13 protein-coding genes are annotated in these 15,281 nt (G+C 68.0%); 5 read left to right on the top strand and 8 right to left on the bottom strand.

The genetic code is table 11. The features are described 5' to 3' along the window. Positions 1–30: 30 nt before the first annotated feature. The 8 genes from H0E82_RS00770 to dnaA all read right to left on the bottom strand — a co-directional run bounded on the left by H0E82_RS00770 (position 31) and on the right by dnaA (position 10,523). Positions 31–783 carry a MotA/TolQ/ExbB proton channel family protein gene (locus H0E82_RS00770; RefSeq protein ID WP_180543071.1) on the bottom strand — a complete coding sequence of 251 codons (753 nt, stop codon included), beginning with the start codon at positions 781–783 and terminating at the stop codon, positions 31–33. A gap of 101 nt (positions 784–884) precedes the next feature. Beyond that, complete coding sequence (locus tag H0E82_RS00765) at positions 885–1,550, bottom strand: energy transducer TonB (RefSeq protein ID WP_180543070.1); 666 nt, start codon at positions 1,548–1,550, stop codon at positions 885–887. Between the two features lie 130 nt (positions 1,551–1,680). Then, positions 1,681–2,937: a tetratricopeptide repeat protein gene (locus tag H0E82_RS00760; RefSeq protein WP_180543069.1), complete on the bottom strand. Its 1,257-nt coding sequence runs from the start codon at positions 2,935–2,937 to the stop codon at positions 1,681–1,683. A 116-nt stretch (positions 2,938–3,053) separates the two neighbouring features. After that, complete coding sequence (locus H0E82_RS00755; RefSeq protein ID WP_180543068.1) at positions 3,054–3,863, bottom strand: M48 family metallopeptidase; 810 nt, start codon at positions 3,861–3,863, stop codon at positions 3,054–3,056. A gap of 88 nt (positions 3,864–3,951) precedes the next feature. Beyond that, a complete protein-coding gene (gene gyrB, locus H0E82_RS00750) occupies positions 3,952–6,384 on the bottom strand; it encodes a DNA topoisomerase (ATP-hydrolyzing) subunit B (RefSeq protein ID WP_180543067.1) in 2,433 nt (810 codons plus the stop codon). A gap of 246 nt (positions 6,385–6,630) precedes the next feature. Next, entirely contained in the window at positions 6,631–7,797 is a 1,167-nt protein-coding gene (gene recF, locus H0E82_RS00745) for a DNA replication/repair protein RecF (protein WP_180543066.1), read from the bottom strand. A gap of 36 nt (positions 7,798–7,833) precedes the next feature. Next, positions 7,834–8,934 (bottom strand): DNA polymerase III subunit beta, encoded by a 1,101-nt coding sequence (gene dnaN, locus H0E82_RS00740; RefSeq protein ID WP_180543065.1) that lies wholly within the window; start codon positions 8,932–8,934, stop codon positions 7,834–7,836. A gap of 254 nt (positions 8,935–9,188) precedes the next feature. After that, positions 9,189–10,523, bottom strand: a complete 1,335-nt coding sequence (gene dnaA, locus H0E82_RS00735; protein ID WP_180543064.1) for a chromosomal replication initiator protein DnaA — start codon at positions 10,521–10,523, stop codon at positions 9,189–9,191. Positions 10,524–10,729: 206 nt separating this feature from the next. Between dnaA and rpmH the strand changes: the two genes are divergently transcribed. The 5 genes from rpmH to H0E82_RS00710 form a co-directional block, all read left to right on the top strand. Beyond that, positions 10,730–10,870, top strand: a complete 141-nt coding sequence (rpmH, locus tag H0E82_RS00730) for a 50S ribosomal protein L34 (protein ID WP_047138036.1) — start codon at positions 10,730–10,732, stop codon at positions 10,868–10,870. Between the two features lie 57 nt (positions 10,871–10,927). Next, positions 10,928–11,344: a ribonuclease P protein component gene (gene rnpA / locus H0E82_RS00725; RefSeq protein WP_180543063.1), complete on the top strand. Its 417-nt coding sequence runs from the start codon at positions 10,928–10,930 to the stop codon at positions 11,342–11,344. Positions 11,345–11,357: 13 nt separating this feature from the next. Beyond that, positions 11,358–13,067: a membrane protein insertase YidC gene (gene yidC, locus H0E82_RS00720; protein ID WP_180543062.1), complete on the top strand. Its 1,710-nt coding sequence runs from the start codon at positions 11,358–11,360 to the stop codon at positions 13,065–13,067. Between the two features lie 68 nt (positions 13,068–13,135). Continuing rightward, positions 13,136–14,470 carry a tRNA uridine-5-carboxymethylaminomethyl(34) synthesis GTPase MnmE gene (mnmE, locus tag H0E82_RS00715; RefSeq protein WP_180543061.1) on the top strand — a complete coding sequence of 445 codons (1,335 nt, stop codon included), beginning with the start codon at positions 13,136–13,138 and terminating at the stop codon, positions 14,468–14,470. 99 nt (positions 14,471–14,569) lie between these two features. Beyond that, a partial coding sequence (locus tag H0E82_RS00710; RefSeq protein ID WP_180543060.1) for an energy transducer TonB occupies positions 14,570–15,281 on the top strand: 712 nt, incomplete at its 3' end.

Raw genomic sequence — 15,281 nt, 5'->3', positions numbered from 1 at the left:
TTGTCGCTGACTGCTACGAGACGTTCTTGATCAGACCTTCGGCGCCGGCGGGGCGACGTCGCCGACGCGCGAACCGGTGGCGAAGAAGTCGTGCAGGTCGTGGGCGAACGTGTCGAGCTTGTTGTTCAGGCCACGATTGATGCGCACGAAGAAGTTGTAGCCCAGCACCGCCGGGATCGCGACGCCCAGACCGATCGCGGTCATGATCAGCGCCTCGCCGACCGGACCGGCCACGGCGCCGATGTCGGCCTGGCCGCTGGCGCCGATGCGGATCAGGGCGCGGTAGATGCCCCACACCGTACCAAGCAGACCCACGAACGGCGCGGTCGCACCGACGGTGGCGAGCAGGGTGAGACCGTCTTCCAGCTTCAGCGATTCACGGGTCACGGCCTGGCGCAGGGCGCGGTCCACGAACTCCGAACGGTTCAGCGACTCGACCAGACGCGAACCTTCGTGACGCTGGTGGTGGGCCGCCGCCTGGGCGGCGTCGAGGGCGACCTTCGAGAAGGGCTCGCTCTTGGGCTGCTCTTCCATGAAGCGGATCGCGTCCTGTGCGTTCGGGGTTTCCCAGAACGTGTTGATCACGCGATCCGAGCTGCCACGCAAACGCGCGTTCTTGATCGCGTTGAAGATGATCCAGAAGATCGACATCGCGGACATGATGATCAGGACGATGAGCACGGTCCAGTTGACCGCGTCCATGTGCTCGATCATGTCGGCGAAGCCCATCTGCGACAGACCTGCAGCATTGGACACAGCGGCGTTAGTGGTTTCCTGCAGCATGACGCGTACCTTCTAGATGTAGTGGTTTGAAGTATGGAACGTTGACGCGGATCGAGTGGGCGTCCCGGACGGGACGCCTGCACGTTGTTCGGGTTGCCGACTCAGCTGAGGCTGAAGTCGACCGGCACACGCACCCGGCCAGCGGCCGGCTTGCCGTTCTCCATCGCAGGCGCGAACGACCACCTGCGAGCCGCTTCGATCGCAGCGCGATCGAGGTCGCGATTGCGGCTGGATTTTTCGACCGACACGTTGGTGACGTTGCCGTTGGCATCGACGTCGATGATCAGGATCACCGTGCCCTCGATCTGCGCGCGCGCGGCGGCAGGCGGGTAACGCGGCGGATTCATGTTCTTCGAGGCGATATCGACACTGGCGCCGATGTTGGACACCGGAGCGGGCGGCGCCGGCGGGGCAGGCGGCGGTGGCGGGATGGACATCGGCGACGGGTCGTCGAAGACCACCGGCGGCTGCTGCGGCGGCGGTGGCACCGGGGTCGGCCGCGGCGGCGAAAGCTCCTTCACCGGGGTCGGCTTCGGCGGCTCCGGCGGCGGCGGCGGCGGCGGCGGCGGCGGCGGCGGCGGCTCGATGATCACGACACGCGTGGCCATCTCTTCATCCGGCGCTGCGTTGGGCGGGTTCACGGGCGCCAGCAGCAGCATGACCGCGGCGGCATGGAACGCGACCACCATCGTGAAGCCGGCGATGCGAGCCCAGTTCAAGCCCTCGTCTTCGTCGTTCCTGTTGGTCGTGGTCGAACGTGGCGTCATGCGAAGAACTCTGGTGAGGCCGGGCGGGCCCGGTGGAAAGTCGATCCGCCGCCCTTACGGGCGGCAGGAACCCTAAAGCTTATACCAAGAGAAGCGACGTGCACCATCCGTGGCACGCACCTATTTTTCCTTAGCGTGACGAGATGATGCGTTCAGCATCCGTGTTGGAACGCAGGCCCTTGGCGATGGCCTGGCGCGCGGCGTCTTTCGCTTCCGCGCTGCGCCCTTCCTGGTGCAACACGCGCGCCAGGTTGAGATAGGTTTCGCCGTTCTCCGCGAGCGGCGCGGCCTTGCCCCACGCATCGATCGCCTGCGGAATCTGCTCGGAGAAGTAATACGCCTGACCGAGCGCGGACATCGTGCGGTAGTCAGGCTTGAGCACGTTCTTCTCGAGACCGTCGTTGATCACCGCGATCGCTTCGCGTTCCTTGCTGTCGCCGTTGAGGTACAGGGCGTACAGGTTGCGGTATTCGCTCTCTTCCGTGAGCTGGCCGGCCGCGCGCAGACGCTCGAAGACCTCGATGGCCTTGTCGTTCTGATCGGTCTGCAGGTACGACACCGCGAGGTTGATCTGCGAGCGCTTGTCGCTCGGCGTGGCCTGGGCGACCTGCTCGGCCAGACGCGTGGCCTCGGCGGTGTTGCCCGACTCGGCGTACGCACCCATCAGCAGCTGCGTCCACTGCGGATCGACCTCGCCGCCCGCGTCCACCAGCGGCTTCAGGGTGGCGATGGCCTCGGGATAACGCTCCAGGCGATAGAGCAGGTTGCCCTTGAGCGCCAGGTCCTTCGGATCGGTGGAGCCCGACTCGGCGAGAAAGCGCTCCATCATCGTCAACGCAGCGGCGTAGTCCTGCTCCTGGGCACGCAGCTGGGCAATGATGAGCATGGCCTGGAAGTGGTTGTCGTTGTCGAGGCCACCGAGGTCGATCGCCTGCTGCATGTAGGTGATCGCGCGCTCGTTGTCGTCGTTGAGGAGCAGCTGGCCGGCGAGCAGTGCGGCGATCGACCGGTCGTACTCGTTGGCGCGCTCGTTGGCGAGAATTTCCTCCGCGAGTGGCAGACCCTTCCCGGCATCCTGCGCGGTATTGGCTTCGGACAGGGCATTGAGCTGCTTGGCCAGACGCTGGCTCGCGCTGACCCCCGGTGCGGCGCGAGTCGCGTTCGGATACAGCGCCTCCTTCGGTGCCTGCGCCTGACGCGAGCTGCGGCGCTCGGCGCGCTGCTCGGTACGGTCGCTCGAACGCGCGCCGCGCGCGGCGCGCTCGCTGCGATCGCCGCGGTCGCTGCCTTCGTCCTGCGCGTGCACGGTGACCGGCGCGGCGAACGCGAAGAGCGCGGTCGCGATGGCGCCGGTCAGCAGGGAGTTGGAGAGACGGGACTTCGACATCGGATCACCTCGTGGACGGCGCCACCGCAGCGCGGTGCCGGCATGGACTGGATACGGCGATTATGGACGAGCGGATGCGGCCGCGGGTTACACAGCGCGTGCGATGCGGCCGCGGATCAGCCGCAGTTCGGTCGACGCCCGGCCGCGCGCGCCTGATCGAACGTGGGCACGAGCGAGGTCGCACGTGCCTGCAGTTCGCTGATGCGGTTTTCGGGATTGGGATGGGTCGACAGCCACTGCGGCGGGCGGTTTCCGCCGCTCGCGGCGATCATGTTCTGCCACAGGCCGACGGCCGCGCGCGGATCGAAGCCCGCCTTGGCCATGAGTTCCTGGCCGACGACGTCGGCCTCGGTTTCCTGCATGCGCGTGCCCGGCAGCAGGAAGGTCGCCTGCAGCGCCGCACCACCGAGCTGGTTCGTGGACTGTTGCGCGCCTTCACCGTATCGCGAGCCGAGCAGTGCGCCGGCGACGCCCAGTGCGCCCTGCGCGCCCATCTGCCGGGTGATGCGCTCGTCGTGATGGTTGGCGTAGACGTGGCCGATCTCGTGCGCGATCACCGCCGCGAGCTGGTCCTGGGTCTTGGCGACGTTGAGGATGCCGGTATGCACGCCGACCTTGCCGCCGGGCAGCGCGAAGGCGTTGGGGTTGTCGTCCACGAACACGATCGACTCCCAGTTCAGCCGCTGCCAGTCGCCAGGCAGTTCGCGGACGATGTCGGTGACGAGGCAGCGTACGTAGGCCTGCTGCCGGGCGTCGGGCGAGGCGCGCATCTTGCTCTTGGTTTCGGCGAAGGCCTGCTCGCCCATCTGGTTGAGTTGGGCTTGCGACACCGCGCCCACGTACTGCGTGCGACCCGTGGGCGACGTGGTGGTGGCGCAGCCGGCGAGCGTGAGCGCGGTGGCGAGTGCGGCGGTCAGCGCTTTCATGGGCGGTCGTCCCCTGTTCAAGGACGACCGTTGTAGTGCGCGGTGGATTAACGGCCCGTCAATGACGGGACCCGGCCATCACCGTGCTTCAGACGTCGAGGTTCGCGACCTTGAGTGCGTTGTCGTCGATGAAGGCCCGGCGCGGCTCCACCACGTCGCCCATCAACGTGCTGAAGATCTCGTCCGCAGCCACGGCGTCCTCGATCCGCACCTGCAGGAGGCGACGGGTTTCCGGATTCACCGTCGTGTCCCAGAGCTGCTCCGGGTTCATTTCGCCCAGGCCCTTGAAGCGCTGGATCTGGCGGCCGCGCTTGGCCTCCTCGAGCAACCAGGCCTGCGCCTCGGCGAAGCTCCGCACGGGCTGCGCGCGGTTACCACGGATGATCTGGGCGCCATCGCCGATCAGATCGTGCAGCTGCCGTGCCGCCTCCCCGATGGCTCGCAGCTCACCGCTCTCGAGCGACGCCAGCGGCAGCAGCTGGGTGACGTCGAGCCCCATGTGGCGGCGGTCGATGGTGAGCACCGGACCCCGGGCTTCGGTGGCCGGCTGCATGCCGAACCGGTAACGCGGCCGGCCGAGCCCGTTCTGGTTGAGCCTGGCCTCCATGGTGGCCAGGGCGGTCTGCACGTCGGCGGGCTCGCCGGTGAGGGGCTTGGCATCGAGCAACAGCTCGAGGACGGCCGGGTCGTAGCGGTGGGCGTTGCGCGTGATCGCGTCGCGCGCCGCTGCGAAGTCGAGCAGCAGACGCTCGAGCGCCACGCCTTCGATCGGCGGATCCCCCTCGGCTGGCACCAGCTGCGCGCCTTCGACGGCGTTGCCGGCCAGATAGGCGTCGAGCGCACCGTCGTCCTTGAGATACAGCTCGTTCTTGCCCTGCTTGATCTTGTAGAGCGGCGGCAGGCCGATGTAGACATGGCCGCGCTCGATCAGCTCCGGCATCTGCCGGTAGAAGAACGTCAGCAGCAGCGTGCGGATGTGCGAGCCGTCCACGTCGGCGTCGGTCATGATGATGATGCGGTGGTAGCGCAGCTTGTCGGGGTTGTACTCGTCCTTGCCGATGCCGGTGCCGAGCGCAGTGATCAGCGTGCCGACCTCGGCGCTGGCGAGCATGCGGTCGAAGCGCGCACGCTCGACGTTGAGGATCTTGCCGCGCAACGGGAGCACCGCCTGGTTCTTGCGGTTGCGGCCCTGCTTGGCCGAGCCACCGGCGGAATCGCCCTCGACGATGAAGAGTTCCGACAGCGCCGGATCCTTCTCCTGGCAGTCGGCCAGCTTGCCGGGCAGGCCCGCGATGTCGAGTGCACCCTTGCGCCGGGTGAGATCGCGCGCCTTGCGTGCGGCCTCGCGCGCACGCGCGGCATCGACGATCTTGCCGGCGATGGCGCGGGCCTCACCGGGGTTTTCCTCGAGGAATTCCTGCAGCTTGGCACCGAAGGAACTCTCGACCACCGGACGCACCTCGGAGGAGACCAGTTTTTCCTTGGTCTGCGAGGAGAAGCTCGGATCAGGCACCTTAACCGAGAGCACAGCGATCATGCCCTCGCGCATGTCGTCGCCGGAGAGCGCCACCTTGGCCTGCTTGGCGATGCCGTTGGCTTCGATGTAGTTGGTCAGGGTGCGGGTCAACGCCGCACGGAACCCCTGCAGATGGGTGCCGCCGTCCTTCTGCGGAATGTTGTTGGTGAAGCAGAACATCGTTTCCTGATAGGCGTCGGTCCACTGCAGCGCGACGTCCACGGTGATGCCGTTCTGCTCGCCGGTGACCGAAATCACATGGGGATGCAGCGGCGTCTTGAGCTGGGCGAGGTGCTCGACGAAGGATCGGATGCCGCCCTCGTACTCGAACCGGTCGCGCCTGCCGTCCCCGCGCAGGTCGATCAGGGTCACCTTCACTCCCGAATTCAGGAATGAGAGCTCGCGCAGGCGCCGCGCCAGGATGTCGTAGTGGAACGTGACATCGCTGAAGGTGGCGACCGCCGGCCAGAAGCGCAGCACGGTGCCGCGCTTGCTCGACGCATCGCGTTGTTCCAGCGGGGCGACCGGCTCGCCCATCGCGTATTCCTGGTGGTAATGGAAGCCGTCACGCCAGATGTCGAGCGTGAGCTTCTCGCTCAGGGCATTGACCACCGACACACCGACGCCGTGCAGGCCGCCCGAGACCTTGTAGCTGTTGTCGTCGAACTTACCGCCCGCATGCAGCTGGGTCATGATGACCTGCGCCGCGGACACGCCCTCTTCCTTGTGGATGTCGACCGGAATACCACGGCCGTTGTCCGAAACCGAGACGGAGCCGTCCTCGTGGATCGTCACGACGATGTCGTCGGCATGTCCCGCCAGCGCCTCGTCGATCGAGTTGTCGACGACCTCGAACACCATGTGGTGCAGGCCGGTGCCATCGTGCACGTCGCCGATGTACATGCCCGGGCGCTTGCGGACGGCCTCCAGGCCGCGCAGCACGGTGATGCGGCTGGAATCGTATTCGGTGCTGGCGGGGACGCCGCCGATGGTCTCGTCGCTCATTCGGTTCGCTGTCTGGCCGGACGCGGTGCCAGTCCACCAGCCGGAAGCCGGAAGGCCGGCGGCTGCGAGCTGGGGAATCCGCAAGAGACGCATTGTACCATCGGGGTCCAGCCGCCTTCTGCCGGCTGCCTTCCCGCCCCGCGTTGCGCCGTCGCCTTACGGGGCGGCGATATCGCCTCCGGGAAGTTGTCGCCTCGTCGCAGTGTCCGATGTCCGCATCGTTCCACGTGGAACACGGCGATGCGTTCAGCCTGAGGTCTTACTGAGACGCGATACGACGCCGTGTTCCACGTGGAACATGTGCGCCTGCCGGCGAAGCTCCGCGGACCAGTGCGCGGGGATCTCGGTCCCGGTAATGAATACCTGCGCATCTCCGGCCCGCAAGTAGTCGAGAATCTCGGCTTGATGGTGCCGATCGAGCTCGGAGGCGAGATCGTCCAGCGCGACGACAGGCCAGTGACCGGCCTGCTCGCTTGCGCAATCGAGCGCCTGCGCCATGAGGCAACACAGTGCCGCCTGCTTGGCCTGCCCCCGCGACAGCAGCGATTGTTCGATGCCGCCTTCGAACCGGAGCCGCCAATCGGCGCGATGGGGGCCGACGCTCGTGTAGCCCGCGGTGCGGTCGCGCTCCCGGGCGACGAGAAGGGCATCGGCAAACGACAGGTCGCTGCGGCGCCAGCCCGGGATGAACTCCAGCTCGGGCGCGACCAGCCCGGGTGCGATCCGTGACGCAACGATGCGCAACGAACTCTGCAGGCGGCCGAGATACGCATCCCGTCGATGATCGAGGGGTGTTGCGGCATCGGCGAGCTCCTGGTCCCAGGCGTCGAGCTGACCGTTGGCACCCCCGACCTTGAGCAGGGCATTCCGCTGTTTCAGCGCGCGCGCGTAGCGCCGCCATTGGGGCAGATAACCGTGTTCCACGTGGAACAGCCCCCAATCCAGGAACCGCCTGCGGATCTCGCTGCTCCCCGAAACAAGGGCGTGACTGCCCGGCTCGACCGTGACCACCTTCAGCGCGGCGCACAGATCGCCGAGTTGCGCGACATCTTGGCCGTCCAGGCGACCCGACCACGCCTGTCCGCTGTGTCGAAGGCCCGCGCGGCGCTCGCGCAGGTCATCGCCTCCGCTGGCCTCGACCCACTCGGCATACACCTCGAGCGCCTCGGCCCCCCGCCGCACGAGCCCGTCGCGCACGCGCCCGCGAAAACTGCGTCCGTAGGCCATCAGGTGCAGGCCTTCGAGGACGCTGGTCTTCCCCGCACCGTTGTCGCCGATCAGGAGATTGACGCCGGCGCCGGGCACCAGCAAGACGTCCTGCAGGTTGCGCAGATTGCGGAGATCGAGACGGGTCAGGCGCACGACTGTCCAAAGAGAGTTGAAACGGACGACGCCCGGCGAACCGGGCGTCATGTTCCACGTGAAACGTATTAGGCGCGTCTGCCGGGGTCAGAGGCGCAGCGGCATGACGACATGTCGACTGCGCTCGTCGGTCGCCTCACGCACCAGAGCGGACGAGTTCGCATCGCGCAGCTTCAGGACCACGTTCTCGCCACGCAACGCGGTCAGGGCGTCGAGCAGGTAGTTCACGTTGAACCCTACTGCCAGCTCATCGACCTTCGTGTCGGCCTCGACTTCTTCCTGGGCTTCTTCCTGCTCGGGATTGTGTGCATTGATGCGCAGCATGCCGGGCGAGACCTCGATCCGGACGCCCCGGTACTTCTCGTTCGACAGAATCGCCACGCGCTGCAAGGCGGCACGGAGCAACTCGCGGTCGATCGTCACCTCGCGATCGGCGCCGATCGGGATCACTGCCTCGTAGTCGGGGAACCGGCCGTCGATGAGCTTGCTGGTGAAGGTCACATCGTCGCGCTTGACCCGCAGATGGTTGCGGCCGATCTCGAGCTCGAGCGTCTTGTCGCCGCCTTCGAGCAGGCGCTGCAGCTCGGTGACGCCCTTGCGCGGCAGGATGATCTGACGCTTGGTCTGGACCGCCGTGTCCAGGGTGGTCTCGCACAGCGCCAGGCGGTGACCGTCGGTGGCCACACAGCGCAACCGGGTATCGCCCAGGTCGAACAGCAGGCCGTTGAGGTAATACCGCACGTCCTGCTGCGCCATCGCGAACGCCGTGCGCTCGATCAGCTCCTTCAGCGCGGCCTCGGGCACCGCGATCGTCTCGGTCGCCTCGACCTCGTCGACCGAAGGGAAGTCGCCCGCGGGCAGGCTCGCCAGGGTGAAGCGGCTGCGGCCCGCCTGCACGGTGATCTTGTCGCCTGCCTGCGAGATCGCAACCTTGCTGCCGTCCGGCAGCGCACGGACGATGTCGAACAGCTTGCGCGCCGGAATCGTGGTCTCACCATCCTGGGCTTCCTCGACCGCCCGACGCGAGACCATCTCCACTTCGAGATCGGTACCGGTCAGCGACAGCTGCCCATCTGTCACCTGCACCAGCAGGTTGGCAAGCACGGGCAGGGTCTGCCGACGCTCGACGACATTGACGACCTGAGCCAGCGGCTTCAGCAGAGTTTCGCGTTGCAGACTGAAACGCATGTCGGTGTTATCCCCTTGGTCCGTGCTTTTAACGAAAGGATATAAATCTAAATCTGGTGGTGCTGGGTGAGGTCGGAATCGGGTGATATCTCATCCAACCCCTTGATTCTGCGAGCTTTTCTGGACCTTAAAACCCGGTGGACAGCAGACCCGGGAGCAGGGGATGAACCTGTGGACAAGTTCAGGCCCCTCGACTTGTCCACACCCTGTGCACCTGCCGTCCCGGTTTTGTCCACGGCCCGCCCGTGCGCAGCTTACTCGCTGAGCTTGCGGATGAGCTTGTCCCAATCCTCGCGCAGTTTGCCGTCGCTTTCGATCAGGGTCCGGATCTGCCGACACGCATGCAGCACCGTCGTGTGGTCGCGTCCGGCGAAGGCCTCGCCGATCTCCGGAAGGCTGTGCTCGGTGAGTTCCTTGGACAGCGCCATGGCCACTTGGCGCGGGCGCGCCAGCGAGCGCGTACGGCGCTTGGAGAGGAGGTCCTTGATCTGCAGGCCGTAGTAGTCGGCCACGACCTTCTGGATGTTGGACATGCTGATCGCCTGCTGCTGGGCACGCAGCAGGTCGCGCAGCGTCTCCTGGGCGAACTCGACGGTGATCGCGCGGCCCATGAAATTGGCGCGTGCGGCCAGCGTGTTGAGCGCGCCCTCGAGATCGCGCACGTTCGAATGCATCTTCTTGGCCAGCAGGAACGCGACGTCGTCCGGCACCTGGGTCCCGCGCTCGGCGGCCTTGGCCAGCACGATGGCCGCGCGGGTTTCGAAATCGGGCGGATCGATCGCCACCGACAGGCCCCAGGCCAGGCGCGACTTCAGGCGCGGCTCCAGGCCGTCCACTTCGCGCGGGTAGCGGTCGCAGGTCATGATGATCTGCTGCTTGCTGTCGAACAGCGTATTGAAGGTGTGGAAGAACTCTTCCTGGGTGCGGTCCTTGCCGGCGAAGAACTGGATGTCGTCGATCAGCAGCGCGTCGATCTGGCGGAACTGGCGCTTGAACTGGTCCGAGGTCTTCTCCTGGATCGAGCGGAAGAACGCGCTGTAGAACTCCTCCGAACGCAGGTACAGCACGCGTGCACGGGGATTGGCCTGCCGCATCGCGTTTCCGGCGGCGAACATCAGGTGGGTCTTGCCCAGGCCCGTGCCGCCGTAGAGCAGCAGCGGGTTGTGGGCCCGGTCGCCGGGCTTGAGCGCGGCCTGCCAGGCGGCGGCGCGGCCCATCTGGTTGCTGCGGCCTTCGACGAAGTTGTCGAAGGTGTAGTGGCTGTCCATGTTTCCGGCGAAGGCTTCGATCGGCGTGGCCGTCGTCGTGGAGCGCAGCTCGCCGGACGCGGACGGGACTGGCGCCGGCACCCGGGGCAGCGAGCCGACCTGGAGGCTCACATCCGCGGTGCCGGCGAAATGTTCGAGCAGTTCGCGGATGCGGGGCATGTAGCGCGCCTGGACCTCGTCGCGAACGAAGGCATTGGGCGCATACAGCACGGTGCTGTGGGCATCGCCGCGCGCCTGCAGGGGCTTGAGCCAGGTATGGACATCCTCGGCCGGAAACTCGGCTTCGAGGCGTTGGAGGCAGCGGGGCCAGGCATCCGTCATCGGGGTTTTCGACAAAAGCGGGCACGGCCGCGCAGGGTGCGCAGCGGTGCCGGAAGAAGGGCAGGCAGCCTATCATGCTGCCCTGCGTGGCCGGACCGGGAAGACCCGCATCCCGCCGTGCCCACCGTCACTCCGGCTTGACCGGGGCGCACGTGCGCCGCTAGAATTTCCGGTTCCTTTTTGTCGCGTCGCCCCAAGGGCTCACCATGGCTACCAAGCGCACCTACCAACCCAGCAACCTCAAGCGCAAGCGCGACCACGGTTTCCGTGCCCGCATGGCGACGGCCGACGGCCGCAAGATCCTCGCGCGTCGCCGCGCCAAGGGTCGCAAGGTCCTCTCGGCCTGATCCTGCCGGGCCGGTGAGCTGCATCGTCCTGCTCGCCGGCCGACCCGCGTACGTCCTGTGAACCGGACTGCCCGCTATCCGCGGCAGGCGCGGGTGCGTGCGCGGGCGGATTTCGACCGCATCTTCGCCGCCGCCGCGCGCACCGCATCGCCGCTGCTCGCCGTGCATCTGCTTCGCGAACCCGGTGCCGCCCGCATGGGGCTGGCCGTCTCGCGCAAGGTCGACAAGCGGGCCGTCGGCCGCAATCGCATCAAACGCATCCTGCGCGAGGCCTTTCGCCTGATGCGTCCCCAGCTCGCCCCCGGAAGCTACGTCGTCGTCGCCCGTCCAGCCGCGGCCACGGCGGACGCTGCCGCGTTGCGCGCCGCCTTCGAAGCAGCGCTCAGGCGTGCGCGTGCGTTGCCGCTGAGGGCCCCGGACGGCACAATGCCCGACTCCCCGATTCCCCTTTCGCCGGCGTCGCCCGGCGCATGAGCCTGCCTGCCTGATGAACCAGATCCGTACCTTCCTGATCCTCGCCTGGCTGATGGTGGCCGTGCTTCTGTGGATGGAATGGGGCAAGGAGAAGGCGGCGCCCGCGGTGTCACCGCAGGGGTCCACCCAGGTGGCCGCGCCGTCGACCACGGTGCCCAGTGCGGTCCCGGGAAGCGCGGCCGTGCCCACCGCGCCGACCGACGCTGCCCCCGCTGCTTCGGTCCCGGGCGCCGGCGCCAGTGCCGCGCCGGCATCGCGCCAGGTGGTGGTCCAGACCGACGTGCTGCGGGTGGTGCTGGACGCCGGCAACGTCGTCCAGGCCGACCTGCTGGCGTATCCACAGACGCGGGCGGACGGCGCGCCGCCGGTCCGGATGTTCGACACCGATCCGCAGCGCTTCTACGCTGCGCAGAGCGGTTGGGTCAGCGGCAGCCATGCGGCCCCGAGCCACGAGGGCGCCTTCGTGCCCGAGGGCACCGCGACCACGCACAGCCTCGTCGATGGCGAAACCGCCGTCGTCGTGCCGTTCGTCTGGACCGGCGCCGACGGCGTCACGATCCGTCGCCAGTTCGTGCTGACACGTGGCGACTACGCCATCGAGGTGCGCGATGAGATCGCCAACACCGGCAGTGCGCCCTGGCAGGGCTTCGCCTACCGCCAGCTGATCCGCACCACCCCGGAAGTCAAGCGCGGCATGACCAATCCGGAGTCGTACAGCCTGATCGGCGCGACCTGGTTCGGCGCCGACATCGGATACGGCCGACGCCAGCTCGGCGACTTCGAGGACGACGGCCCGCTCAATGCGCGCGACCGCCAGGTCTGGATCGCGATGGTCCAGCATCATTTCTTCAGTGCCTGGGTGCCGCGCGCCGACGACCCCGGCGAGATCTCGATGCAGGTCGACCGCAGCACCGGTGCGCCGCGTTACCTGATCCGCGAACTCGGCCCGCTGCTCGCCGTGGCCCCGGGCCAGCAGGCCGCCACCAGCGCCCGTCTCTGGGTGGGGCCCAAGCAGGTCGACCTGATCCGTGCACAGGGTGTCCGCGGCCTCGACCGCGTCGTCGACTACAGCCGTTTCTCGATCTTCGCGATGCTCGGCGAGGGCCTGTTCTGGATCCTCGCCAAGCTGCACGGGCTGCTCGGCAACTGGGGCTGGTCGATCATCGGCCTGGTGCTGCTGGTGAAGCTCGCGCTGTATCCGCTGTCGGTCGCCCAGTACAAGTCGATGGCGAAGATGCGCAAGTTCCAGCCGCGCATCGCCCAGCTCAAGGAGCGCTACGGCGACGACAAGCAGAAGTTCCAGATGGCGATGATGGAGCTCTACAAGAAGGAGAAGATCAATCCGATCGGCGGCTGCCTGCCGGTGCTGCTGCAGATGCCGGTGTTCTTCGCGCTGTACTGGGTGCTGCTGGAGTCGGTGGAATTGCGCCACGCGCCGTGGATGCTGTGGATCCAGGACCTGACCGCGCGCGATCCGTACTTCATCCTGCCGGTGCTCAACATCGCGATCATGTGGGGCACGCAGAAGCTCACGCCGATGGTCGGCATGGATCCGATGCAGCAGAAGATCATGCAGCTGATGCCGCTGGTGTTCGGCGTGATCATGATCTTCTTCCCGTCGGGCCTCGTGCTGTACTGGGTGACCAACGGCGGCCTCGGCCTGCTGCAGCAGTGGTGGATGATCCGCCGCTACAGCGAGGCACCGGTGCCCGCCAAGGCCTGATGCCCGGACCAGCGCTGCACCGCGAGCCCGCCCACCGGCGGGCTCGCGCGTTTGGGCACAATCGCCTCATGACCACGCACGCCGACACCGACACCATCGTCGCGATCGCCACGCCCGCAGGCGCCGGCGGCGTGGGCATCGTCCGCCTGTCGGGCGCGCGCGCGCGGGACGTCGCCCACGCGGTCTGCGGCAGGCGGCTCGAGCCCCGCCGTGCCCACCACGTGCGCTTCCTCGACGAGGACGGCGAGGTGCTCGACGACGGCATCGCGATCGCCTTCGCCGGTCCGGCCAGCTACACCGGCGAGGACGTGGTGGAGCTCCAGGCGCACGGGAGCCCGGTCGTGTTGCAGCAGCTGCAGAGCCGCTGCCGCATGCTCGGCGCGCGCCTGGCACGTGCCGGGGAGTTCAGTGAGCGGGCCTTCCTCAATGGGCGCCTGGACCTGGCCCAGGCCGAGGCCGTGGCCGACCTGATCGCAGCCGGCGACGTACGTGGCGCCCGCGCCGCGCGGCGCTCGCTCGACGGGGTGTTCTCGGAGCGCTGCGCGTCGCTCGCCGACGCGTTGCTGCAGCTGCGTGTCTATGTCGAGGCGATGATCGATTTCTCCGACGAGCCGATCGATACGCTCGGCGGGGACGAGGTCGCCCGGCGCATCGCCGCGCTGGGCGCGGCGCTTTCGGCGCTGGAGCAGGACGCCGAACGCGGACGCAGGTTGCGCGACGGCCTGCACGTGGTGATCGTCGGCCCGCCCAACGCCGGCAAGAGTTCGCTGCTCAATGCGCTGGCCGGCAGCGACCGTGCGATCGTCACCGACATCGCCGGTACCACCCGCGACCTGCTCCAGGAAACCGTCCGCATCGGCAGCGCCGAACTGGTCTTGGTCGATACCGCCGGCCTGCGCGACGCCGGCGATGCCATCGAGCGCGAGGGCATCCGGCGGGCGCGGGCGGAGCTGCAGCGTGCGGACCTGGCCCTGGTCGTCCTCGACGCGCGCGACGTGGCCGGCGGGCTGTCCACGGTGGCCGACGATCTCGCCGCGGTGCCGGATCGCCTCCTCGTCCACAACAAGATCGATCTCGTCGAGGATCACGAGGCCGCCGACGCGGTGCCGGTCTCGGCGCGCACCGGCGCCGGCCTGGACCGGTTGCGCGCCGCACTGGCGCAGCGCCTCGACGGGGGCGGCGGGGGCGAAGGCGCGTTCACCGCGCGGCAACGCCATGTCGATGCCTTGCGCGAGGCATCGACCGCGCTCGCCGATGCCGCGGCCACCGTGGACGGCGGCGCGCTGGAACTGACCGCCGAATCGCTGCGCGCCGCGCACGACGCGGTGGGTGCCATCACCGGACGGGTGCGGCCCGACGATCTGCTCGGCCATATCTTTTCGAGCTTCTGCATCGGCAAATAGGCGCCTCGCGTATTCACGTCGTCGCGGCCGGATGCGGCGGAAACGCGTGAAGAGGTTGACAAATCGACGCCGCTGACGCGTCCTACGCAATCTGCTGACATGCATCCTTGGGGAAAGATGATGGTCTCGAAGCAAACGACGTCCGTATGGCCGTCGCGGGCGCGGCTGGCTGCGACGCTCTGCGCCGCACTCGCGCTCGCCGCCTGCGGAAGCAAGGACGACGCCGCTGCGCCGGACGCCGCGGCCGGGGACGCCGCCGCGGTCAGCCAGCAGGCGGCCGAACAGGCCGCCCGGCAGCAGCAGGAAGCCGACAGCGCGATGGCGGACCTGTCGGTGGACGAGTTGCGCACGGCCGCCAACGCGGCCTACCAGGAGAGCCGGCTCTACTCGCCGGCCGGACAGAGCGCGATGGAGTACTACCTCGCCCTGCGCGAGAAGCAGGCCGGTGACGCCGCGGCATCGAGTGCCCTGATCGACCTGCTGCCGATGACCGTCATCGCCACCGAGCAGAGCCGCGACCGGGCGGACTTCGCCGAAGCCCGCCGCCTGCTCGGCCTGATCGAGCGTGCCGATGCCCGGCATCCGGCGCTCGAGCGTCTGCGTGCGAGCATCACCGCCGCCGAGGAACAGGCAGCCCGCCGCGCCGAGCAGCAGGTGCTGACGGCCGAACAGGAAGCCCAGCGCCAGCAGCAGCTCGAGCGTGACCGCGCGCAGCAGCAGCAACAGCAGCAGGCGGCGGCCGCGGCCCAGCTCGCCCAGCAGCAGGCCGCCGCCGAGCAGACCGCGCGCGACGAAGCCGCGCGCCAGGAGG

The organism is Luteimonas deserti (assembly GCF_013425765.1).
Taxonomy (GTDB): domain Bacteria; phylum Pseudomonadota; class Gammaproteobacteria; order Xanthomonadales; family Xanthomonadaceae; genus Luteimonas; species Luteimonas deserti.
This window is presented reverse-complemented; position numbering and strand designations above follow the sequence as displayed.